Below are 19,734 nucleotides of genomic sequence, written 5' to 3' on the forward strand. Positions count from 1 at the left end.
ATGTTTAAACATATGCACGGACACGGTGGTCGCGGCTGCGGACCGCGTGGCGGATGGGGCGGCTGGGCCGCTCATGCCGAAGCGCGCTTCGGTGGGTTTCAGGAGGACGGTCGCGGCGGTGGCGGCCGGCGGCGGATGTTCGACGGCAGCGAGTTGCGGCTCGTGCTGTTGAAGATGATCGCGGACGAACCGCGGCACGGGTACGAACTGATCAAGGCGGTCGAGGAACTAACCGGCGGGGCCTATGCGCCCAGCCCCGGTATGGTCTATCCGGCACTGACGATGCTGGCGGAGATGGAACTGATCGCCGAACAGCCATCGGAGACGACGCGCAAACGCTTCGGGGTGACCGATGCGGGCACTGCCCATCTGCTGGAGAATGCGGAGCTGGTAGCGGCTATGATGGCGCGGCTGACGGCGGCTGGCGAACATCGCGCACGCAGCGACCGCGCGCCGATCCGGCGGGCGATGCGCAACCTGCGCACCGTGTTGCAGAACCGGCTGGAGGACGGTGACCTGTCGGACGAGGCTGCGCATGAGGTCGCGGCGCTAATCGACGCGGTGGTCCAGAAGATCGAGAGGTTGAAGTGAGTGTGTCCGTTGCCCGTGTGCCGACCGGGTCGGCCAGTCGTTACCTTCAACAACTCGCCAAGCACTGGAGCCACAAGATGGAGGTCAGCTTCACCGCGGAAGAGGGCCGTATCGCGTTCCCCGGCGGATCGGTGCTGGAAATGAAGGCGGACAGCGATACGCTGGATGTGGTGCTGACCGTACCGGACGGCGACGATGTCGAACGGATGCGGGACGTAGTGTCGAGCCATCTCGATCGGTTCGCGTTTCGCGAGGCGCCGCTGACGTTCGACTGGCGGGAAGGGTAGGAACCTTCACATTGCTACCCCGCAGCGGGAGGTCGGGGACAAACGAAGATTTGGTCGACGCGTCTTCGGTGTGGGTCTTTTACCCGTGCAACTCGAGGTAGGTATCGAGTACCGCCTGGTTTGCCGTCACCCACCGATATCCCGCTGCCCGGTCCACGCCTGCCGAAGCCATCGCCGACTTCAGGGCCGCATCGGCGACGATACGACCGATGGCGTCGGCATAACCGGACACATCGGTCGGCTCGACGAGAAAGCCGGTCACGCCATCCTCGACCAGATCCACCGCGCCGGTCGCGCGCGCAGCGACGACGGGGACGCCGGCCGCCATCGCCTCGGTCGTCACGTTGCCGAAGGTTTCCGTGATCGACGGATTGAAGAACACGTCCATCGAGGCGACCGCGCGGCCGAGATCGTCGCCGGACTGGAAACCGGCGAAGATCGCGCCTGGCGCCTGTTCGGCGAACCAGCCCTGCGCCGGCCCCTTGCCGACCACCAGCACCTTGTGCGGCACGCCCCGTCGGGTGAGTTCCTTCACGACGTCGGCAAAGACGTCGAGGCCCTTTTCCTTCACCAGTCGGCCGAGGAAACCGATCGCGATGTCGTGATCGGCGATGCCGAGGCTGCGACGCCAAGCAAGGCTGCGGCGGGCAGGGGTGAAGCGATCGTGATCGATGCCGCGCGACCAGATGGTGACCGGCGTGGTGACGCCCCATTGTCGTAGCAGCGTGCCCATGCTCGGGCTGGGCGGCATGACGCGATCTACACGGTTGTAGAAGCGCCTCATGATCGCCTTGATCACCGGCTCGACGAACCCGACACGGTAATAGCGGAAATAGGTTTCGAAGCGCGTGTGAAAGGATGCGACAGTCGGGATGTCGTGCTTGCGCGCCCAGCTGACTGCGCCGTGGTTCAGGAAATCGGGTGCGGAGACATGGACGACGTTGGGCGCGAATGCCTCCAGATCGGCGCGGATGGCGGCGGGCAGATAGCGGCCGATGCGATATTCGCCGCGTCCGGCCGGCATCGGGATCGCCGGCACCGAGACCAGATCGCCCGCCGGCGGAAAGGCCGGACGATCGGTGGTCGGCGAATAGACGCGTACGACGACGCCGGAATCGAGCAGATGGCGAACGAGCAGGTTCAGCGCCTGATTGGCGCCGTCACGTGTGTAATTGTAGTTGCCGCTGAACAAAGCGACACGAAGATCGGTAGGTTGCATGCTGGCGCGGCCATAGCGTCGCGAATGCGGCGTGACTATGTCGTCGGTCCCGTCATCGAGGGATCCGAAATCATGACCGACCTCTCCGCATTTCCGATCGTGCAGCGCTGGCCCGCGCAACATCCTGATCGCATCCAGCTCTATTCCATGCCGACACCCAATGGCGTCAAGGTGTCTATCATGCTGGAGGAACTCGGTCTGCCATATGAGGCGCATCGCATCGATTTCGGCCGGGAAGACCAGAAGTCGGCGGCGTTCCTGTCGCTCAATCCCAATGGCAAGATCCCGGCGATGATCGATCCGCAGGGTCCGGGCGATCGGCCATTCGGGCTGTTCGAAAGTGGTGCGATCCTGCTGTATCTGGCGGACAAGACGGGCAGGTTCGTGCCCATCGATCCGGCGGGGCGCTGGCGGGCGATCCAGTGGGTCATGTTCCAGATGGGGGGCGTCGGGCCGATGTTCGGACAGTTGGGCTTCTTCCACAAATTAGCGGGCAAGGATTACGAGGACAAGCGGCCGCGCGACCGATACGCGGCGGAGGCGACGCGGCTGCTGGGGGTGATGGACCGTGCGCTGGAGGGGCGGGACTGGTTCCTGGGCGACGAATATTCGATTGCCGACATATCGATGTTGGGATGGGTGAACGGACTGGTCGGCTTCTACGGCGCCGGCGATCTGGTCGGGTTCGATCGCTACCGGAACGTGCGGGCCTGGCTGGATCTTGGACTTGCACGACCGGCGGTGCAGAGGGGATTGAAGATCCCGTCGTAGTTCCATGCCACCCCCGCTAGCGCGCGGGGCGACCCCGAAATTCTGTTCCCTTCCCGTTCTCATTCCGCTACACCCCTGCGCATGGCGAAACCCCATAAGCGTTACGTATGTCAGGCGTGCGGATCGGTGTCGCATCGCTGGGCAGGGCAGTGCGGCGATTGCGCGGAATGGAACACGCTGGTCGAGGAGGTCGGCGGGACCGTCACGCCGTTTCAGGCAAAGCATGACCTGCGCACCGGTGGACGGACGGTGCAGCTGGTCGGCCTGGATGCCGAGATCGTGCTGCCCGAACGGATGGCAACGGGGATCGCCGAACTCGACCGGGCGCTGGGCGGCGGTTTCGTCGAAGGGTCGGCGACGCTGATCGGCGGCGATCCGGGGATCGGCAAATCGACCTTGTTGCTGCAGGCGGCGGCGAAGCTGGCGATGGCGGGGCGCAGCGTCGCCTATGTCTCGGGCGAAGAGGCAACCGATCAGGTCCGGTTGCGGGCGCGACGGTTGGGCCTCGGCAACGCGCCTGTTCAGCTGGCGGCGGCGACGTCGACGCGCGACATCCTGACGACGCTGTCGATGGGGCCGCCTCCCGCGCTGCTGGTGATCGATTCGATCCAGACGATGCATTCCGATCTGATCGAGGGGGCGCCTGGTACGGTCAGTCAGGTGCGCGCCTCGTCGCAGGAACTGATCCGCTTCGCCAAGGAACGCGGCACCGCGCTGGTGCTGGTCGGGCACGTCACGAAAGATGGATCGATTGCGGGGCCGCGCGTGCTGGAGCATATGGTCGATACGGTGCTGGCGTTCGAGGGCGAGCGCAGCCACCAGTATCGTATCCTGCGTGCGATCAAGAACCGCTTCGGCGGCACCGACGAGATCGGCGTCTTCTCGATGCAGAGCGAGGGGCTGGAGGAGGTATCGAACCCGTCGGCGCTGTTCCTGACGCAGCGCGACGAGGGCGTCACGGGGACGACGGTGTTCCCCGCACTCGAAGGAACGCGGCCGGTGCTGGTCGAGATCCAGGCGCTGGTCGTGCAGCTGGCGAGCGGAGCGACGCCGAGGCGCGCGGTGGTCGGCTGGGACAGTGGGCGGCTGGCGATGATCCTCGCGGTCCTGGAGGCGCGGTGCGGGCTGAGCTTTTCCAGCGCCGAAGTGTATCTGAATATCGCCGGGGGATATCGGGTGCAGGATCCCGCGGCCGATATGGCGGTGGCCGCGGCGCTGGTGTCGGCGTTGTCGGAACGGCCGGTGCCGGTCGATGCGGTGGCGTTCGGCGAGGTCGCCTTGTCGGGCGAGGTGCGCCCGGTGGCGCATGGCGCGCTGCGGCTGAAGGAAGCGGCCAAGCTCGGCTTCGAGCGTGCGCTGGTGCCCGCAGCGGTCGCGAAAGAGGACAGCCCGCTGCGGATGACGGGGTTCCGGACGCTGGGGCAGTTCGTCGATCATATGCTGGGGCGGGGGTGAGTTCTGCCGGGAAGGTGTCGCGTCCGGTGAGGACATGCACGACGCGGGACTAGCGGCGAGGCACTCGCATCCCTATTCCCCTATCCATGGGGCTGACCGCACTCGACATCATCGTACTCATCGCCGTGGGCGGTGCCGCTTTGCTCGGATTGAAGCGGGGCTTCGTCACCGAAGTGCTGTCGCTGTTCGCGTGGATTGCAATCGTTGCGATGCTGAAGCTGTTCCACGTCGCGCTCGCCGCGAAGCTGTCGACGGTCATCGGCACGCCATCCGGCGCGGCGGTGGCGGCGTTCGTGGTGATCGCGGGCGGCACGTATCTGGGCGGCAAGCTGGTCGCCAATGCGATCGGTAAGCGAACGCGGCAGTCGATCCTGGGGCCGGTCGACCGCGCATTGGGCTTCGGCTTCGGCGCATTGAAGGGCCTGATCATCGCCAGCCTCGGATTTCTCGTCGCGGCATTGCTGGTCGACACCGCACGCGGCGGCCCGTCGCAGCGGCCTGAGTGGATGACGGCGTCGCGCACCTATCCGTTGCTCAACGCGACCAGCGCCGGGATCGCCGATTTCGTCGACCGTCGGCGCCGCGGACAACCGGTCTTCGGATCGCGGCAGAGCATGGACCAGTCCGACAATGCGAGCGACCGGCCATGAACGCGCCCCTCTACAACGCCGAGATCCTGCGCCTCGCGGCATCGATCCCGCATCACGCCCGGCTGGAGCATGCCGCTGCCACGGCCGAGAAACGTTCGCCGATCTGCGGCAGCCGGGTGACGGTCGATGTCGGGATCGACGACGGGGGACGTGTCAGCGAAGTTGGCCTGCTGGTCCGCGCCTGCGCTCTGGGTCAGGCATCGGCATCGCTGCTCGCCGCGGACATCCTTGGCAAGACGCCCGAGGAACTGACTGCGGCGCGCGATGCACTGACCGCATGGCTCTCGGGCGAGGGGGACATACCGGACTGGCCGGGGCTTCGCGTGTTCGAACCGGCGTTGACCTATACCGCGCGCCATCCCTCGATCCGGCTGGCATTCGAAGCCGCGGCCGAAGCAGCCATTGCGGCACGTGAGGCGCGTGCGCATGCATGAGGCCGCCGGGGACGTCTCGATGCTGAGGGACGGGATGATCCTGCTCGGTTTCGGGCTGGCGTTCGTGTTGCTGTTCCGCAAGCTGGGCCTTGGTGCGACGCTGGGGTTTCTCGTCGCAGGTGCGGTCGTGGGCCCACATCTGCTGGGCCTCGTCGGCGATGCCGAATCGAAGCTGGGCATCGCCGAACTCGGCATCACGCTGCTGCTGTTCGTGGTCGGGCTGGAACTCAACCCGACACGATTGTGGCGGATGAAGCACGAAATCTTTGGCGTCGGCCTGTTGCAGGTGGTTGCCTGCGGCCTTGCGATCACCGCCGTGGTATGGGGCCTCGCCCGCTTTTCCGCGCCCGCCGCGTTCGCGCTGGGACTGCCGCTGGCGCTGTCGTCGACGGCGCAGGTGTTGCCGATGTTGCAATCTTCGGGAAGGATGCGGACGCCGTTCGGCGAGCGGGCGTTTTCGATCCTGCTGTTTCAGGACCTGTCGATCGTCCCGCTGATCACGATCGTCGCCGCGATGAGCCGGAACCCGGCCGATGCCGACGGACCGCCCGGGTGGTTGCTGGCGGTCTATACCGTACTCGCGGTGGTGGGGCTGATCCTCGCCGGCCGGTTCCTGCTGCGGCCGTTGTTCCGGCTGATCGGCAATCTGGGCGAGCGCGAGATGTTCGTGTTCGCAGCGCTGTTCACCGTCATCGCCAGCGCGGCGGTCATGGAGGCTTTGGGCCTGTCGACCGCGCTCGGCGCGTTCATCGCCGGCGTGATGCTGGCGGACAGCCCGTATCGGCACGAGCTGGAGGCGGACGTAGAGCCGTTCCGCTCGATCCTGCTCGGCCTGTTCTTCCTTGCCGTCGGCATGCTGCTGAACCTGCAGGCAATCGCCGACCGGCCGCTGTTCGTGCTGTCGATGGCACTCGCGCTGATCGCGACCAAGACGGCAGTGATAACGCTGATCGGTATGGTGTTCCGGATGACGTGGCGCAGCGCGCTCGCACTCGGGTTGCTGCTCAGTCAGGGCGGTGAATTCGGGTTCGTCCTGTTCGCGCAGGCACAAGCAGGGCTTCTCGTCGCGCCGGAAGCGGCGAGCCTGTTCGGGGCGATCATCACGCTGTCGATGGCGACGACACCGTTCCTGATGGCCGCGACCAAACGTTTCCGCGAGGAACCGGTGGCGAAGGATCAGGCGCGCGACGGACCGACCGCGGACGGGGCGAACGCGATCATCGTCGGATACGGGCGATTCGGCCAGACGGTCGGGCAGATGCTGCTGGCGCAGGGCATTCCGGTGACGCTGATCGATACCGATATCGAGATGATCGACATCGCCGGCGAATTCGGCGCGAAGGTCTATTACGGCGACGGCACGCGGATGGACCTGTTGCGGCAGGCGGGTGCGGCGGATGCGGAACTGATCCTGTTCTGCATCGACGGCGACCAGATCCAGCCCGACACGCTGGAAGGCGTGCATGAGGCATTCCCAAAGGCTGCCATCTATGTACGCGCCTTCGATCGACGCGCGTTGGTCAAGCTCAAGAAAACCTCCGCCGTCTACGTCGTACGCGAAGTGCTGGAATCGGCGGTAAAGATGGCGCGGGTGGCGATGCGCGATCTCGGGATTGCCGGTGCCGATATCGACCGTGCGGAGGATATGTACCGCTCCCGGGACAAGGAGCGGCTGCGCATCCAGATCGAGGCGGGGGATCTGCGCGCGGCGCGATCGATGGTGGCGGAACAACAGCCGTGGGGGAACGATCCGCGATGATCCTCGGTATTCTCGCCGCGCTGTCGGGCGCAATCGCGGTGGCCGCCGGGGCGTTCGGCGCGCATGGTGCCAGCGGCCCCGCGGTCGAATGGCTGAAAACCGGTGGCCAGTATCAGCTGATCCACGCGGTCGTGGCACTGGTCGCGTTGCGGATGGAGGCGCGCGGACCGGCGTCGCTGTTCGTCATTGGTGGCGCGATTTTCGCAGTCACGTTGTACCTGATGGCCTTGGGTGCGCCGCGCTGGCTGGGTGCCGTGACCCCGATCGGCGGTTTGTTGCTGATCGGCGGATGGCTTTGGCTGGCATGGACGCTACGCGGCTGATCGCCGGGTCGAACAGACTGCTGACGACCGTTCGAACGGCTAGTATCAGAAGCGCAGCCGGAGGCGATCCATCATCGTCATCACGGCAATTGGATCGCGGCCGAGCGCGGTAGCGAGCTGTTCGAGCGTCTCGCCCGATCCGATCCCGCTGCGCAGGGCGGTGATATCGCCCTGCGTCCAGCGGCGATGCACTGCTGATATCGCGGCCGCGTCAGTCATTGCGCACCCACTTTGCCCGCGTGACGGCGCCGGTCACCATCCGATCGGCGAACACGACGCGCATGCGAGCGGCATCCTCGCCGTTCGTGAAGACGACGCGGGTGCCGGCCGGCATGATCGCCTCGATCGCGCTGATGCTCGCGCCATGGCTGGCGGCGGTCGCCTTGACCTCCGCCAGGGGTGCGGTGACGTTCATCGCCCTGGACATGCCATGGTCCCCCTGTTCAACGCGGCTGGGCTGCAACAGCCAGTTCGGCCAGCACGCCTTCCACCCGATTCAGGCCGGCATCGCTGGCGATCGCCAGGTCGAGCGGTCGGCCACCAAGCTGCGGATGATCGGCGTTGAGGAATGCCATGACCCGCTCGCGGTCACCGAAGGTCGACCACGCAAGCGCTGCTACGCGCGCCTGACGTGCTGCGTCTTGTCTGGGCATCATCGGTCGCGACTTGCGGAAGACGCGGCTTGGTTTGTCCTGCGGAACGGACGTTTCGCGATCGGCGGCGATCAACTGACGCGCGCCGCCAGCAGGGCGGAATTACCAGCGGCGGCGCGCAAGCCGGCGATTCTGTCGGCATAAGCTGCGGTCAACCCGCGATGCGCTGCGCGTGCTTCGCGTGAGCTGGCCCCGGTCGATGCGGCCAGCGACACCTGATGACGGTGGAAAAGATAATTGAGATCCATGACGACTCCCCCTGCTGTAAGCGGGAGCACACATGGTCTCTCAGTCGGAGGCGCCTACGATCGGTTGCCTGCGATGCGTGCGATATAGCCGTTGAGGTACGAATTTGTAAGAGCCCGATGATCCGTGCGGTGGCTCTTGCCGGTGCGCCGCGACGCTGCGCGACGCACGTCGGGATTATTTGCGGATCGTCACCATGCCGACGGGATTGTCCTTGGTCGATGCATTGGCGGCGATCGTCTTGACCTTTTCCGCCTTGGGCTTGCGGACTTCCTTGTTCGACTTCTGCTGGCTCTTCGCCATCGTCGCTATCCTTCGGGGCGGGACGCCCCCCTGCGGCCTACACCCCTTCGGCCCAATCCCGGCATGAATAGCGTCAGCGCTTTTTGCGGCACGCGTCGGAGCAATAGATCACGCTGTCCCAATCCTTCGCCCACTTCTTCCGCCACGTGAACGGACGCCCGCATGCCGGGCAGATTTTGGTCGGGAGGTTCTGCTTGGCGACGCCGTTGGGCATCAGCGCGGCTGCGCATCGAGAAAGGCTTCGACGACGTCGAGGTCGACGGTCTTGTCGAGGTAGGTTTTCCCGATCCCGTGGGCCAGCAGGAAGGGGAGCGTGCCGGCCGCCATCTTCTTGTCGTGGCGCATATGCTCCACCAGCGTTGCGCCGGTCGCGGCGATGCCGGCGGCGGCGAGTCCGTCGGGCAGGCCAACGTCGCGCCAGTGCGCCGCGACGCGTTCCGAATCGGCTCGAGGGCAGATGCCTTGCGCGGCGGAAAAGGCGAATGCCAGCGCACATCCTGCGGCGACCCCCTCGCCGTGGATCAACGCCTGCGAAAATCCGGCCACCGCCTCCAGCGCGTGGCCGAAAGTATGGCCGAGGTTGAGCAGGGCGCGCGTGCCGTTCGTCTCGTGCTCGTCGGCGGCGACGATCCGCGCCTTTGCGGCGACCGCGTGGGCGATGGCATGATCGCGTGCGGCAGGATTGCCGGCGATCAGGTCGGTGCCATGGGTCTCGCACCATGCGAAAAAGGCGGGATCGTCGATCAGGCCGTATTTGACGACCTCCGCATAACCGGCGCGGACTTCGCGCACGGGCAGGGTGTCGAGCACCGAAGGATCGATCAGCACCATCGCCGGCTGGTGAAAGGCGCCGATCAAATTCTTGCCGGCGCGCGTATTGATTGCCGTCTTGCCGCCGACCGAACTGTCGACCTGTGCCAGCAGCGTCGTCGGGATCTGTACGAACCGGCACCCGCGCTTGAGGATCGCGCAGGCGAAGCCGACGAGGTCGCCGATGACGCCGCCGCCCAAGGCGATGACGTGATCGCCGCGCTCGACGCCGAGGTCCAGCAGCCTGTCGCACAGGGCGGCGAGCTGATCCCAGCTCTTGGTCTTCTCGCCCGGCTCCAGCACGATCGCTTCGGTCCGGATACCCGCAACGCCGAGCGCGGCACGCAGCGCCTGGCAATGCGGCAGGACGTTGCGGTCGGTGACGATCGCCATCGTCCGTCCGCGCGCGAGCGGTGCCAGGTGATCGGCGGCCCGCGCCAGCAATCCTGCCTCGATCAGGATGGGGTAGCTGCGGTCGCCGAGTGCGACGGTGATCGTCGCACTCATGCGTCCGTACGCCGCAGGCCGATCGCCTTCAGGATCGCATTCACCGTCGTTTCGTGCGGAGATTTGTTGCTGGTTATGTGGATATGCGCCTCGGCGTAGATCGGGTTGCGGACGGTGGCGAGCTCGCTCAGCACCTGCCGTGGATTGCGGCCGCGCAGCAAGGGGCGGGTGTCGCGACGGCCGACGCGTTCGGCGAGCACGTCGGGATGCGCATCGAGCCAGATTGCGGTGGATTCGGCGAGGATCAGCGCGCGGGTATCGTCGTTGATGAACGCGCCGCCACCGGTTGCGATAACCTTTGGCGTGCCATCCATCAGCCGGGCGATGACGCGGCGTTCACCGTCGCGGAAATAGGGCTCGCCGAAGCGCTCGAAGATTTCGGCCACCGTCATTCCCGCCGCTTCCTCGATCGCGTGGTCGGCGTCCACGAACGGCAGGCGCAGACGACTGGCGAGCCGGCGGCCGACGGTCGACTTGCCGACGCCCATCAGGCCGACCAGCACGATCGCGCGCGGGGCTCCCGGGCGGGCGGATCCGATGGTCGGGGGATGAGCGCTTTGCAACATGGCCGGGTGCGCTATACAGCGGGTCAGGACGGGGCAAAAGCTCCGCGCCACGTTTTACGTGATCCCCTCGCGTTCTTGTACATCAAGGTACGGTATGTCCCGCTTTGCCCTTTCCGTCGTCGTTGTCCTCGTACTGGTCGTCGGCGGCCTGTTCCTGCTCGCCGGGCGGGCGTCGGAGCGGCCGCAGACCCATGTCGAGAAAGACGTGACGCTTGCGAACCTCAGCTAAGGCGCGGGTCATCCTCTGCGCGCGGGTCGGCGTCGCGGCGGTGGCGATCGCGACCGCCGGCCTGTCGGCTTACGGTCCCGCAGTGGGCCAGGACCGACCGGAATCGATCCTGCCCCCCGGCTTCGGCGAGCCTGCCACCCAGCCGACGGCACGTGCGACGCCCGGCTCGCCGCGATCGGGCACCGGCGTCGCAGCACCCGGAACGGCGCCCACCGCGACGCCGACGGGGTTCGTTCAGCCGTTGCCGGTGGCGACGCCGACGCCGCTCGCGAGCGCGACGCCCACACCGGCGCCGTCGGTCGATCCGGCGGTACTGGCGCAATATGAGATGCCGGACTTTGCCCGCCGTTCGCTGTCCAGCGTCGGCGCGGCCGGACCGCGAGAGGGCGCTCTCGCAGCAGCAGCATTTGATGGCGCGGATGGACGGTTCGTCGAGGGATTGATGCGTCGCATCGCCGCGCCGGTGCCGTCGCGCTGGCTGTCGATCGTGTTGCGGCGCACGCTGGTGGCGCAGCTTGATACTCCTGTACGCGTCGATGGCGCGGATTTCGCGGCGGAACGCGCATGGCTGCTGCTGCGGATGGGCGAAGCGGTCGGCGCACGCGCGGTGGTGCAGAGCGTCGACAACGGCAACTACACGCCCAAACTCTATCAGGTCGCGATGAACGCCGCGCTGGCGGCGGGGGACCCGGCGGGGCTGTGCCCGATCGCCGATGCGGGACTGGCAGCCACGCAGGAGCGTGGCTGGACGCTGGCGCAGGCGATGTGCGCGGGTCTGGCCGCCGAGCCCGCGCGGGCGAAGGCGCTGATCACGGCTGCGCGACGACGCAAGGTCGCGACGGGGATCGATCTGCAACTGGCGCAGAAGGTTGTGGGCGCAGGGCCGGGCGGCGGACAGGCCGTGACGATCGAATGGGCCGGCGTCGACCGGCTTTCGGCATGGCGATTCGGACTCGCCGCCGCGACCGGGGTGACGATCCCCAACGACATGCTGGCGACGGCCGGTCCGCAGGCGCGCTACTGGTATGCGCTCGCGCCCGGCATTCCGCTCGCGGAGCGGATCGCATCGGCCGAGGCGGCGGCGGCGCAGGGCGTGCTGTCGGCGGCGGCCTTGATCGATCTGTATGGCGCGGTCGACACCGCCAACGACATGCCGGGCGCGGCGAGCGCGCTGGCGAACGATCTGCGCAGCGCCTACACGGCCGGCGACGTCAACACACGACTTGCGGCGATGCGGCAGGTGTGGGGCAGTGGCGACAAGACGCCGCCTTATGCCCGTCTGATCCTGACGTCGCGCGCCGCCGCGCGTATTCCCGCGCGCCTCGGCGTCGAGGATGCGCGATACGTGGTCGCCTCGATGCTGACCGCCGGTCTGGATCGCAGTGCCGCGCGCTGGCGTGCCGCGGTGGAAGAGGGCGGCGACGCGTGGGCGATGATCGCGCTGGCCGATCCGGATGCGGGCGGGCGGCTGAGCTATGGCGAGCTGTCGTCCTATTCGGGCCGCGGCGACGCGGCGTTGAAGCAGCGGTTGTTCTTCGCCGGCCTGGCCGGTCTCGGCCGGCTCGCCCCCGACGATATCGAGCGCGCCGCAGCGGCGCTGGATGTGCGGATCGGTGCGGAGAACAGCTGGACGCGCGCGATCGACCGCGCGGCGGCGGACGGCCAGCAAGGCACGGTGGTGCTGCTCGCCGCGATCGGCATGCAGACGCCGGGGTGGCGCGGTGTACCGCCGGCGATGCTGTACCGGATCGTCGGCGCCTTACGCTCGGTCGGGTTGGAGGGCGAGGCGCGGATGGTCGCTGCCGAGGCACTGGCGCGGGTCTGACACACATGATTGCGGCCGATCGCGCGTTGATCGAGCGGTTCCTCGAGATGTTGACGGCGGAGGCGGGCGCCGCGGCGAACACCGTGGCAGCCTATCGCAGCGACCTGGCGCTGGCATCGGCAGCGATTGAGGGCGGGCTGGCGGCGGCGAGCATCGCGCAACTGCAAACGCTGGCGGAGGGTTGGCAAAGCCTTGCCCGCGCGACCGTGGCCCGCAAGTCGGCGGCATTACGCCGCTTTTACGCCTTTCTGCTCGACGAGGGGCATCGGTCCGACGATCCGGGCAAGGCCCTGCCGCGGCCGGGCACGGCGCGGTCGTTGCCCAAGGTGCTGAGCCATGCGGACGTCGATCGGCTGTTTGCGGTCATCGCCGACCGCTGTGCCACCGCGCGACCGCTGCCCGGTGACCTGCGGCTCTCGGCATTGACCGAATTGCTGTACGGATCGGGCCTCCGGGCGACCGAGCTCGTCAGCCTGCCGCGCAACGCGATCCATCCCGACCGGCCGTTCCTGATCCTGAAGGGGAAGGGCGGGCGCGAGCGGCTGGTGCCGATCTCCGATCGCGCACGCGCGGCCGTGGCGGCGTGGCGCGCGCATGTCGCGGCGGATCGGCCATGGCTGTTTCCGTCGGGCAAGGGGCATCTGACGCGCATCCGATTGTATCAGCTGATCAAGGCGCTGGCGGCGGACGCAGGCATTCCCCCCGATCGGATGAGTCCGCACGTGCTGCGTCACGCCTTCGCCACGCATCTGCTCGAAGGGGGCGCCGACCTGCGCGCGCTCCAGACGATGCTGGGTCATGCGGACATCGCGACGACCGAGATCTACACCCACGTCGATGCCAGCCGGCTGGTCGAGCTGGTCAATACACGGCATCCGCTGGCCGATGCCGGCCGCGTTGACGTAACGCCGCGTCGCCCGTAACCCGCGCGGCATGGCGAGCTTCCTCGAATTCGAAAAACCGATTGCCGAACTGCAGGGCCGGATCGACGAGCTGCGGGCGACCGCGGCCGACGGCACCATCGACATCGCGGCGGACTTGACGCGATTGCAGGCCAAGTCGGACAAGCTGCTGCGCGATACTTTCGCGAAGCTGACCCCGTGGCAGAAGACGCAGGTCGCGCGTCATCCCGAACGTCCGCATTTCAGGGATTACGTCGCCGGACTGTTCGACGAGTTCGTGCCGCTGGCGGGCGACCGCGCCTTTGCCGACGATCAGGCGATCATGGGCGGCTTCGCGAGCTTTCGCGGTCGCAAGGTCATGGTGCTGGGGCACGAAAAGGGATCGGACACCGCATCCCGGCTGCGCCACAATTTCGGCATGGGAAAGCCCGAGGGCTATCGCAAGGCGATCCGCCTCGTGGCGCTTGCCGACCGGTTCGGCCTGCCCGTGGTGACACTCGTCGACACGATGGGCGCCTTCCCGGGTATCGAGGCCGAAGAGCGTGGACAGGCGGAAGCGATCGCGCGGTCGACCGAGGCGTGCCTCGCCGCGGGTGTGCCCGTGGTCGCGGCGATCGTCGGCGAAGGCGGATCGGGCGGCGCGGTGGCGCTGGCCGCCGGCAATCGCGTGCTGATGTTCGAACATGCGATCTATTCGGTGATCAGCCCCGAAGGCTGTGCGTCGATCCTGTGGCGGACCGCCGACAAGGCGGCGGATGCCGCGGAGGCGATGCGCGTGACGGCGCAGGATCTGAAGACGTTCGGGGTGATCGATACGATCGTACCCGAACCTTTGGGCGGTGCGCACCGTGACCCGGCCGAGGCGATCAGGATGCTCGGCGATGCACTGGCGACGGCGCTCGATTCGCTCGGCACCCGCGATCCGCAAACGTTGCGGCAGGAACGTCGAGCCAAATTCCTGGCGATGGGGCGGCTCTGAGCCGCCTCGACCGACGCTGAACAAAAGAGGGCGGCGGAACCTGCGTTCCGCCGCCCTCGTCGTATCCTGGTCGAACGTCGCTCTTACGAAGCGGTCATGTTCGACGAGACGTTGTTGAAGGTCGTCTTGAGCTTGTTGCCCAGACCCTGCATGGCAGCAATAGCGGCCACGGCGATCAGCGCGGCGATCAGGCCGTACTCGATGGCGGTCGCGCCCTTGCTGTTCTTGATGAACTTGCGAATCGTCTGCATTCCGGTCTCCATATCCGATACTTCAGTCACCCGGCTGAACCGGTGAACCGGAGCAGCGAGGAATGATTTACGCGGGCAAGGTTGCCAAACATTTAAGCGAAACGGGTTTTTGTTCCCGCATCGGACCGCGTTCAGCCGGCGGCGACGACCTTGTCGCTCACATTGCGCCACATGTCGGTGTTGGCGTTCGCGACCTGCTTGAGCGCGACGATCATCACGATGACGATCAGCGCGAGGATCAGGCCGTACTCGACGGCCGTAGCCCCCCGCGAATCCCGCAGGGACAGTGACACCCGGCCGGTGAGGCGGCGAAGGAGCGAGCGCGGCTTCATAGCATCCGCCTAGCAAGGAAGGCTTAAGGAATGGCTGACGACGCAAACCGATCGCTGACGAACCGGCATTTGATGCCGGTCGTTGCCGCTGCACTGGTGGATGACAGCGGCCGGGTGCTGTTGCAGCGACGTCCGCCGGGAAAGCAGATGGCCGATCTGTGGGAATTTCCCGGCGGCAAGGTGGAGGCTGGCGAAACGCCGGAAGCCGCGCTGGTCCGCGAACTGGCGGAGGAACTGGGGATTCGCGTCGAACCGGTATCGCTCACGCCGCTCGCCTTTGCCAGCGCCAGCCTTGGCGATCGACACCTGCTCCTGCTGCTCTACGTCATTCGCGACTGGAACGGCGAACCCGTCGCGCTTGAGGCCAGCGCATTGGCATGGCTGCGTCCCGGCGAGATGGACGATGTGGCGATGCCGCCCGCCGATGTCCCGCTGGTCGAGGCGCTGAAGCGGTTGTTGTGACGATGCCACCCCGCCAGCCTTGCAATCGACGGTTGACGCTCGCCACAAAACCGAGCAATTGCGCGCCTCCCGAGCATCGAGGCCCGATGGCGGAGTGGTGACGTAGAGGACTGCAAATCCTCGCACCCGGGTTCGATTCCCGGTCGGGCCTCCAGTGTGTCGAAGCGGTCGACGGGTGCGTCGACATGATGCCCTCCTGCCATCCACTGACGTGATCGGGGCGTTGCGCTGGATGCCGCGCCGGGTTTGACGATTTGTGCCGTCCGTGTTCGTGGACTGAAACAGTGATCGCCAACATTGAACGACACTGTCGCCGTTCTCCACAAGGATCAGGTTTCGGAATTCTCGCCCGTTTGTGGCAAGCGGACGTTTGCGGCACCTTGTGCAGGCTAGGCAGCCCTGATCCTCCATGTCATCGTACGGAGATGATCGGACGTCCTTTCACCGCTGCCGCTCTCATCATCTGTATGTCGGCACCTTCCCATGCGCAGGATGCGGTGCCGGCGTATGACTTCCAGGAACGGACACGCGAACTCGCATTCGACCCGGCCCGGCTCTTCCCTGAACAGTCTCAACCGGCATTGTCGATCCGTTACCTGGGAGACGACTACGGCTTTCCGGTATACGCGCTGGCAGTGCGTAGGGGCTGCGTCGATGCTGACCAGGGCGAGGCTCGTCGAACGTGCGGCGCACGACTGACTGCCCGTATGGTTCGATCGTCCTTCAACGGTCGACCACCACGCCCACGAGTCCGCGGGCAGAGACTATTTGCTTTTATCGCACAATCGAAACCGCAGAATGACGACGCTCTGCTCCGTTCGCTCGACGCGGCCGGTTTGGAATGGCTCGAAGCCGACGTTCGCAGCTGCATACCTGCGATGGCTCATCTCGCGACCGGTCACGATCTCAAATTTTCTCCGGGTATGGATATCACCGGTTCGCCGGCCGAGATCGTCTTACATGCCGATAAGGTCACGTTTGAGGTGTCCGATTATCTGAAAAGGTCGCGCTACGATGGCTGGCTGAAGCCCGGGAGTCCGGCCGCATGGGCGAACGACTTTGCCGCCAGTCTGGAAAGCTGCTGGCGGCCCTCAACGGCGGTTGTGCCGTGGCGGGCGGCCAAGAAGTAGGTGGTACGGGGCTGAACGCGTGCCACTGGTACGAGAGCGGACGCGATATGCTTTGCCATCAGCGCACCTCCCACGGGACACTTACGATAACCACCGCGGTAATGGCCGGGGACAGCGGCTTGCCCTAAGCCTGATGCCGGTAGGTCTCTCGCGCTCAAGTTGAAAGCGGCGGGTCTGCCATCGGACGGACGAGATCCCGCGCGATTCACCACATAATGATAACCCTCGCTCGAAATGCGACGGATTCGATCAATTGGCCGGGCAGCGAGAGCAGCCCTGTACTATATCGGATTACGCGTCTGCGGGGGCCTCGGCTTCCCCATGCCCATCGTCCCTGACTCGCACCCGCGCGGAATCGCGTGGCAGCAGCATGGGACGCATGCGAATGCCGAGGCAGATGACGGTTGGCCAGAACAGCGTGTTCAGGATGTCCGCCGTCGTATCCTCCCAGCGCCACGATCCGAAGTTCAGCCGGTCCATCACCTCGTTGAACGCTTCGGCGAGCACCACCAGCGACCATGGCACGAAGCTGCCGAGCGACCGGCCCGTGATCAGCCGTGCCAGCATCAGCACCGCGAGCCCGGCGTGGATGTGGAGAATGGCGTCGGGAAGGCCGGTGCCGTCGCCGATCCACTCGATGAACTTATGATATGTCGCCGGAATCATGGCGCTTCCATAGGACGCGGTATGATCGCTGACCATCCGGCGCGGATTGCCGATTTCGGCACAGCGTCCGCTTGGCGTGGCGCGGCCCACGCGATACAAGCCGGACTGTCACGAAGTGTATTGCGCAGCTAATACGGTTGTGCGAGAGGGGTCATCATGAACATCAGCCTCGATAATAGCCATCTGGATGCCGCGACGTCGGAAACGATGCGTCATGCCATGGTGTCGAGCCAGTTGCGTACAAACGCCGTCAGCGACCAGCGTATTCTGGTCGCGATGAACACGTTGCCGCGCGAGGCCTATGTGCCCGCCGGGGTGCGCAGCATCGCCTATCGCGACACGGCGTTGCCGGTGGCGGGCGGACGCGCGATCAACCTGCCGATGGTCACCGGGCGCATGCTGACCGAGGCGTATCTGGAAAAGAACGACCGGGTGCTGCTGATCGGCGCCGCCGGCGGGTACACCGCCGCCATTCTGGCGCAGATCGTCGCCGATGTCGTCGCGGTCGAGGAGGATGCGGCACTTGCGGCGCTGGCGCGCGAGGCACTCGCCGGCACCCCGAACGTCACGCTCGTCGAGGCACCGCTCGCTGCCGGGCATGCCGACGGCGGGCCGTATGACGTACTGATCGTCGACGGCGCGATAGAGCATGTTCCCGACGTTCTCGTCGGTCAGGTCAGAACCGGGGGCCGCGTCGTCACCGGTCTGGTCGATGGCGGCGTGATCCGCCTCGCCAGTGGGCGCAAGACCGACGGCGGGTTCGGCCTTTCGCCGTTCATGGACAGCGACTGCATCGTCCTGCCGGGCTTTGCGAAGCCGCAGGGTTTCAGGTTCTAGAATATGCACGACGGGGGGATGATGCGGGGACTGTTGCTGGGGAGCGCGGCGTTGATGGGGCTCGCCGCGCCGGCGGGGGCGGAAACGCTGCGCGAGGCGCTGGCGAAGGCCTATGCGTCGAACCCGACGATCACCGGGCAGCGTGCGGCACAGCGCGCCACGGACGAGAATGTCCCGATCGCCCGTGCCAGCGGTCTGCCGGGCGTCAACGCCTCCGGTTCGGTCATCGACAATTTCCTTATCGCGAACAACAATTTCGCCAATCCGGAACGCACCGCGTCGGGCGCGGTCAACTTTTCGGTTCCGCTGTATCAGGGCGGCGCGGTGAAGAATTCGGTGCGGGCTGCGGAAACGCGCGTCGATGCGGGCCGCGCCACGTTGCGCGGGACGGAGGCGAATACCTTCACCAACGTCGTCGCAGCGTACATGAACGTGATTCGGGATGAGGCGATCACCTCGCTGAACCAGCAGAACGTCCGCGTGCTCGAGGTCAATCTGCGCGCCAGTCGCGACCGGTTTCAGGTCGGCGACCTGACCCGCACCGACGTCGCGCAGTCGGAAGCGCGGCTGGCACTCGCCCGTGCACAGCTGCAACAGGCAGAGGCGCAGCTGATTTCCAGCCGCGAAAGCTATATCCAGGTCGTCGGCACGCCGCCGGTCGCGCTCGAAGAACCGCCGGTGCTGCCCAACCTGCCCAATTCGCCGACCACGGCGGTAAGCGTCGCGCTGGACAGCAACCCCAACCTGATCGCCGCTCGCCGTCAGGCCGATGCGACACGCTTCGACATCAACGTGGCCCGTGCCAATCGGCTACCGCGGGTGTCGGGCGTCGGCGGGCCCAATTACTTCAACTATCTGGGGTCGCTTCCCGCCGGCAGCCCCATCCGCAATTCCGGCACCGCCGCCTCGGCCGGTCTGCAACTGACGCTGCCCCTGTTCCAGGGTGGCCGCCCCGCCGCGCAGGTCCGGCAGGCGCAGGCGCAGCGTAGCCAGGCGCTGGAGAACGTGACGGCGACGGAACGCGCAGTGATATCGCAGGCACGGTCGGCCTATGCGATCTGGCGGTCTTCGCAACAGGTGATCGCCTCGTCCGAAACGGCGGTGAACGCGAACAAGCTGAGCCTCGAAGGCGTCCGCGCCGAGAACAGCGTCGGTACGCGCACGATCCTCGACATCCTCAACGCCGAACAGGAATTGCTCAACAGTCAGGTGACGCTCGTCACCGCGCGCCGGGATGCCTATGTCGCGGGCTTCGCGCTGCTGGCGGCGATGGGCAATGCAGAGGCGCGCGATCTGGGTCTCGAGGGCGGCCCGCTCTACGATCCGGTGGTCAATTACAAGCGCGTCCGAAACCGGATCAACGACTTCGACAGCGACTCCGAACCGGTGCCCGTCGCGGTCACGACCGCGCAGACGCCGCCGCAGACCGCGGCGGTCAACAAGCCGCTCGACCCGCTGCTCGATACGCCGGTTGACAGAAGCCCCGCGTTGACGACAGGTGCTGCTTCGCCGAACCGCCAATAGGGGCGACGAAAAGGGCAGGGACG

Annotated in this window: 28 protein-coding genes and 1 tRNA gene; 17 read left to right on the top strand and 12 right to left on the bottom strand. The window is 66.4% G+C overall.

Features of this window, described 5'->3' with window-relative positions; all coding sequences use genetic code 11:
• Positions 1-591 carry a PadR family transcriptional regulator gene (locus LRA87_RS07730; protein WP_230630737.1) on the top strand — a complete coding sequence of 197 codons (591 nt, stop codon included), beginning with the start codon at positions 1-3 and terminating at the stop codon, positions 589-591.
• Positions 588-878: a DUF2218 domain-containing protein gene (locus tag LRA87_RS07735; RefSeq protein WP_230630739.1), complete on the top strand. Its 291-nt coding sequence runs from the start codon at positions 588-590 to the stop codon at positions 876-878. Before LRA87_RS07730 ends, LRA87_RS07735 begins: the two co-directional genes overlap by 4 nt.
• Before the next feature lie 79 nt (positions 879-957).
• Here the strand turns inward: LRA87_RS07735 and LRA87_RS07740 are convergent, their stop codons facing one another.
• Entirely contained in the window at positions 958-2,097 is a 1,140-nt protein-coding gene (locus LRA87_RS07740) for a glycosyltransferase family 4 protein (protein ID WP_230630741.1), read from the bottom strand.
• A gap of 72 nt (positions 2,098-2,169) precedes the next feature.
• Here LRA87_RS07740 and LRA87_RS07745 point away from each other — a divergent pair, with 72 nt between their 5' ends.
• The 6 genes from LRA87_RS07745 (at position 2,170) to LRA87_RS07770 (ending at position 7,489) form a co-directional block, all read left to right on the top strand.
• A complete protein-coding gene (locus LRA87_RS07745; RefSeq protein ID WP_230630743.1) occupies positions 2,170-2,868 on the top strand; it encodes a glutathione S-transferase N-terminal domain-containing protein in 699 nt (232 codons plus the stop codon).
• 81 nt (positions 2,869-2,949) lie between these two features.
• Positions 2,950-4,323 carry a DNA repair protein RadA gene (radA, locus tag LRA87_RS07750; RefSeq protein ID WP_230630745.1) on the top strand — a complete coding sequence of 458 codons (1,374 nt, stop codon included), beginning with the start codon at positions 2,950-2,952 and terminating at the stop codon, positions 4,321-4,323.
• A gap of 86 nt (positions 4,324-4,409) precedes the next feature.
• Complete coding sequence (locus LRA87_RS07755) at positions 4,410-4,973, top strand: CvpA family protein (RefSeq protein WP_230630747.1); 564 nt, start codon at positions 4,410-4,412, stop codon at positions 4,971-4,973.
• The gene (locus LRA87_RS07760; protein WP_230630749.1) at positions 4,970-5,407 is read left to right on the top strand and encodes an iron-sulfur cluster assembly scaffold protein; all 438 of its coding nucleotides are present in this window, start codon (positions 4,970-4,972) and stop codon (positions 5,405-5,407) included. Before LRA87_RS07755 ends, LRA87_RS07760 begins: the two co-directional genes overlap by 4 nt.
• Positions 5,400-7,166 carry a cation:proton antiporter domain-containing protein gene (locus tag LRA87_RS07765; protein WP_230630751.1) on the top strand — a complete coding sequence of 589 codons (1,767 nt, stop codon included), beginning with the start codon at positions 5,400-5,402 and terminating at the stop codon, positions 7,164-7,166. The genes LRA87_RS07760 and LRA87_RS07765 overlap by 8 nt, the downstream gene beginning before the upstream one ends.
• The gene (locus LRA87_RS07770) at positions 7,163-7,489 is read left to right on the top strand and encodes a DUF423 domain-containing protein (RefSeq protein WP_230630753.1); all 327 of its coding nucleotides are present in this window, start codon (positions 7,163-7,165) and stop codon (positions 7,487-7,489) included. Before LRA87_RS07765 ends, LRA87_RS07770 begins: the two co-directional genes overlap by 4 nt.
• Before the next feature lie 45 nt (positions 7,490-7,534).
• On the opposite strand, the gene LRA87_RS07775 is transcribed toward LRA87_RS07770, so the two are convergent.
• The 8 genes from LRA87_RS07775 to LRA87_RS07805 form a co-directional block, all read right to left on the bottom strand.
• A complete protein-coding gene (locus LRA87_RS07775) occupies positions 7,535-7,708 on the bottom strand; it encodes a hypothetical protein (protein WP_230630755.1) in 174 nt (57 codons plus the stop codon).
• On the bottom strand, positions 7,701-7,916 hold the full coding sequence (locus LRA87_RS07780) for a hypothetical protein (protein WP_230630757.1): 216 nt from the start codon (positions 7,914-7,916) through the stop codon (positions 7,701-7,703). The genes LRA87_RS07775 and LRA87_RS07780 overlap by 8 nt, the downstream gene beginning before the upstream one ends.
• Positions 7,917-7,932: 16 nt before the next feature.
• Positions 7,933-8,217, bottom strand: a complete 285-nt coding sequence (locus LRA87_RS07785) for an antitoxin Xre/MbcA/ParS toxin-binding domain-containing protein (RefSeq protein WP_230630759.1) — start codon at positions 8,215-8,217, stop codon at positions 7,933-7,935.
• Positions 8,214-8,390, bottom strand: coding sequence for a hypothetical protein (locus LRA87_RS07790; protein ID WP_230630761.1), 177 nt, complete (start codon positions 8,388-8,390; stop codon positions 8,214-8,216). Before LRA87_RS07790 ends, LRA87_RS07785 begins: the two co-directional genes overlap by 4 nt.
• Positions 8,391-8,565: 175 nt before the next feature.
• Complete coding sequence (locus LRA87_RS18370; protein WP_268934841.1) at positions 8,566-8,691, bottom strand: hypothetical protein; 126 nt, start codon at positions 8,689-8,691, stop codon at positions 8,566-8,568.
• A 73-nt stretch (positions 8,692-8,764) separates the two neighbouring features.
• Positions 8,765-8,905 (bottom strand): DUF2256 domain-containing protein, encoded by a 141-nt coding sequence (locus tag LRA87_RS07795; RefSeq protein ID WP_230630763.1) that lies wholly within the window; start codon positions 8,903-8,905, stop codon positions 8,765-8,767.
• Complete coding sequence (gene aroB / locus LRA87_RS07800) at positions 8,905-10,008, bottom strand: 3-dehydroquinate synthase (protein ID WP_230630765.1); 1,104 nt, start codon at positions 10,006-10,008, stop codon at positions 8,905-8,907. The genes LRA87_RS07795 and aroB overlap by 1 nt, the downstream gene beginning before the upstream one ends.
• A complete protein-coding gene (locus tag LRA87_RS07805; protein ID WP_268934842.1) occupies positions 10,005-10,574 on the bottom strand; it encodes a shikimate kinase in 570 nt (189 codons plus the stop codon). Before LRA87_RS07805 ends, aroB begins: the two co-directional genes overlap by 4 nt.
• Positions 10,575-10,668: 94 nt before the next feature.
• Here LRA87_RS07805 and LRA87_RS18375 point away from each other — a divergent pair, with 94 nt between their 5' ends.
• The 4 genes from LRA87_RS18375 to LRA87_RS07820 are packed head-to-tail and all read left to right on the top strand — an operon-like array spanning position 10,669 to position 14,509.
• Entirely contained in the window at positions 10,669-10,803 is a 135-nt protein-coding gene (locus LRA87_RS18375) for a hypothetical protein (protein ID WP_268934843.1), read from the top strand.
• Complete coding sequence (locus LRA87_RS07810) at positions 10,787-12,628, top strand: hypothetical protein (RefSeq protein WP_230630767.1); 1,842 nt, start codon at positions 10,787-10,789, stop codon at positions 12,626-12,628. The genes LRA87_RS18375 and LRA87_RS07810 overlap by 17 nt, the downstream gene beginning before the upstream one ends.
• Before the next feature lie 5 nt (positions 12,629-12,633).
• Entirely contained in the window at positions 12,634-13,551 is a 918-nt protein-coding gene (locus tag LRA87_RS07815; RefSeq protein ID WP_230630769.1) for a tyrosine recombinase, read from the top strand.
• A 10-nt stretch (positions 13,552-13,561) separates the two neighbouring features.
• Positions 13,562-14,509 carry an acetyl-CoA carboxylase carboxyltransferase subunit alpha gene (locus tag LRA87_RS07820; protein WP_230630771.1) on the top strand — a complete coding sequence of 316 codons (948 nt, stop codon included), beginning with the start codon at positions 13,562-13,564 and terminating at the stop codon, positions 14,507-14,509.
• 83 nt (positions 14,510-14,592) lie between these two features.
• On the opposite strand, the gene LRA87_RS07825 is transcribed toward LRA87_RS07820, so the two are convergent.
• Both LRA87_RS07825 and LRA87_RS07830 read right to left on the bottom strand, forming a co-directional pair.
• The gene (locus tag LRA87_RS07825; RefSeq protein ID WP_230630774.1) at positions 14,593-14,760 is read right to left on the bottom strand and encodes a Flp family type IVb pilin; all 168 of its coding nucleotides are present in this window, start codon (positions 14,758-14,760) and stop codon (positions 14,593-14,595) included.
• Positions 14,761-14,891: 131 nt separating this feature from the next.
• The gene (locus LRA87_RS07830) at positions 14,892-15,092 is read right to left on the bottom strand and encodes a Flp family type IVb pilin (protein ID WP_230630775.1); all 201 of its coding nucleotides are present in this window, start codon (positions 15,090-15,092) and stop codon (positions 14,892-14,894) included.
• Positions 15,093-15,122: 30 nt separating this feature from the next.
• Between LRA87_RS07830 and mutT the strand changes: the two genes are divergently transcribed.
• The 3 genes from mutT (at position 15,123) to LRA87_RS07845 (ending at position 16,684) form a co-directional block, all read left to right on the top strand.
• Positions 15,123-15,554: an 8-oxo-dGTP diphosphatase MutT gene (gene mutT / locus LRA87_RS07835; protein ID WP_230630777.1), complete on the top strand. Its 432-nt coding sequence runs from the start codon at positions 15,123-15,125 to the stop codon at positions 15,552-15,554.
• A gap of 80 nt (positions 15,555-15,634) precedes the next feature.
• Positions 15,635-15,708: transfer RNA gene (locus LRA87_RS07840), tRNA-Cys, on the top strand.
• A 271-nt stretch (positions 15,709-15,979) separates the two neighbouring features.
• On the top strand, positions 15,980-16,684 hold the full coding sequence (locus tag LRA87_RS07845; protein ID WP_230630779.1) for a hypothetical protein: 705 nt from the start codon (positions 15,980-15,982) through the stop codon (positions 16,682-16,684).
• A 291-nt stretch (positions 16,685-16,975) separates the two neighbouring features.
• On the opposite strand, the gene LRA87_RS07850 is transcribed toward LRA87_RS07845, so the two are convergent.
• A complete protein-coding gene (locus LRA87_RS07850) occupies positions 16,976-17,350 on the bottom strand; it encodes a hypothetical protein (protein ID WP_230630781.1) in 375 nt (124 codons plus the stop codon).
• A gap of 156 nt (positions 17,351-17,506) precedes the next feature.
• On the opposite strand from LRA87_RS07850, the gene LRA87_RS07855 reads away from it, so the two are divergent.
• A complete protein-coding gene (locus LRA87_RS07855) occupies positions 17,507-18,187 on the top strand; it encodes a protein-L-isoaspartate O-methyltransferase family protein (RefSeq protein WP_230630783.1) in 681 nt (226 codons plus the stop codon).
• 3 nt (positions 18,188-18,190) lie between these two features.
• The gene (locus LRA87_RS07860) at positions 18,191-19,711 is read left to right on the top strand and encodes a TolC family outer membrane protein (protein WP_443024851.1); all 1,521 of its coding nucleotides are present in this window, start codon (positions 18,191-18,193) and stop codon (positions 19,709-19,711) included.
• Positions 19,712-19,734 lie beyond the last annotated feature (23 nt).

The organism is Sphingomonas sp. Leaf37 (assembly GCF_920939475.1).
Lineage (GTDB): Bacteria > Pseudomonadota > Alphaproteobacteria > Sphingomonadales > Sphingomonadaceae > Sphingomonas.

Excerpts from the sequence above, each read along its gene's own strand:
- LRA87_RS07845 (WP_230630779.1), top strand. The coding sequence starts at position 15,980 with ATGATCGGACGTCCTTTCACCGCTGCCGCTCTCATCATCTGTATGTCG.
- LRA87_RS18375 (WP_268934843.1), top strand. The coding sequence starts at position 10,669 with ATGTCCCGCTTTGCCCTTTCCGTCGTCGTTGTCCTCGTACTGGTCGTC.
- LRA87_RS07860 (WP_443024851.1), top strand. The coding sequence starts at position 18,191 with ATGCACGACGGGGGGATGATGCGGGGACTGTTGCTGGGGAGCGCGGCG.
- LRA87_RS07745 (WP_230630743.1), top strand. The coding sequence starts at position 2,170 with ATGACCGACCTCTCCGCATTTCCGATCGTGCAGCGCTGGCCCGCGCAA.
- aroB (WP_230630765.1), bottom strand. The coding sequence starts at position 10,008 with ATGAGTGCGACGATCACCGTCGCACTCGGCGACCGCAGCTACCCCATC.
- LRA87_RS07770 (WP_230630753.1), top strand. The coding sequence starts at position 7,163 with ATGATCCTCGGTATTCTCGCCGCGCTGTCGGGCGCAATCGCGGTGGCC.
- LRA87_RS07805 (WP_268934842.1), bottom strand. The coding sequence starts at position 10,574 with ATGTTGCAAAGCGCTCATCCCCCGACCATCGGATCCGCCCGCCCGGGA.
- LRA87_RS07815 (WP_230630769.1), top strand. The coding sequence starts at position 12,634 with ATGATTGCGGCCGATCGCGCGTTGATCGAGCGGTTCCTCGAGATGTTG.
- LRA87_RS07740 (WP_230630741.1), bottom strand. The coding sequence starts at position 2,097 with ATGCAACCTACCGATCTTCGTGTCGCTTTGTTCAGCGGCAACTACAAT.
- LRA87_RS07765 (WP_230630751.1), top strand. The coding sequence starts at position 5,400 with ATGCATGAGGCCGCCGGGGACGTCTCGATGCTGAGGGACGGGATGATC.
- radA (WP_230630745.1), top strand. The coding sequence starts at position 2,950 with ATGGCGAAACCCCATAAGCGTTACGTATGTCAGGCGTGCGGATCGGTG.
- LRA87_RS07755 (WP_230630747.1), top strand. The coding sequence starts at position 4,410 with ATGGGGCTGACCGCACTCGACATCATCGTACTCATCGCCGTGGGCGGT.
- LRA87_RS07730 (WP_230630737.1), top strand. The coding sequence starts at position 1 with ATGTTTAAACATATGCACGGACACGGTGGTCGCGGCTGCGGACCGCGT.
- LRA87_RS07850 (WP_230630781.1), bottom strand. The coding sequence starts at position 17,350 with ATGATTCCGGCGACATATCATAAGTTCATCGAGTGGATCGGCGACGGC.
- LRA87_RS07820 (WP_230630771.1), top strand. The coding sequence starts at position 13,562 with ATGGCGAGCTTCCTCGAATTCGAAAAACCGATTGCCGAACTGCAGGGC.
- LRA87_RS07855 (WP_230630783.1), top strand. The coding sequence starts at position 17,507 with ATGAACATCAGCCTCGATAATAGCCATCTGGATGCCGCGACGTCGGAA.
- LRA87_RS07775 (WP_230630755.1), bottom strand. The coding sequence starts at position 7,708 with ATGACTGACGCGGCCGCGATATCAGCAGTGCATCGCCGCTGGACGCAG.
- LRA87_RS18370 (WP_268934841.1), bottom strand. The coding sequence starts at position 8,691 with ATGGCGAAGAGCCAGCAGAAGTCGAACAAGGAAGTCCGCAAGCCCAAG.
- LRA87_RS07830 (WP_230630775.1), bottom strand. The coding sequence starts at position 15,092 with ATGAAGCCGCGCTCGCTCCTTCGCCGCCTCACCGGCCGGGTGTCACTG.
- LRA87_RS07760 (WP_230630749.1), top strand. The coding sequence starts at position 4,970 with ATGAACGCGCCCCTCTACAACGCCGAGATCCTGCGCCTCGCGGCATCG.
- LRA87_RS07825 (WP_230630774.1), bottom strand. The coding sequence starts at position 14,760 with ATGCAGACGATTCGCAAGTTCATCAAGAACAGCAAGGGCGCGACCGCC.
- mutT (WP_230630777.1), top strand. The coding sequence starts at position 15,123 with ATGGCTGACGACGCAAACCGATCGCTGACGAACCGGCATTTGATGCCG.
- LRA87_RS07790 (WP_230630761.1), bottom strand. The coding sequence starts at position 8,390 with ATGGATCTCAATTATCTTTTCCACCGTCATCAGGTGTCGCTGGCCGCA.
- LRA87_RS07795 (WP_230630763.1), bottom strand. The coding sequence starts at position 8,905 with ATGCCCAACGGCGTCGCCAAGCAGAACCTCCCGACCAAAATCTGCCCG.
- LRA87_RS07780 (WP_230630757.1), bottom strand. The coding sequence starts at position 7,916 with ATGTCCAGGGCGATGAACGTCACCGCACCCCTGGCGGAGGTCAAGGCG.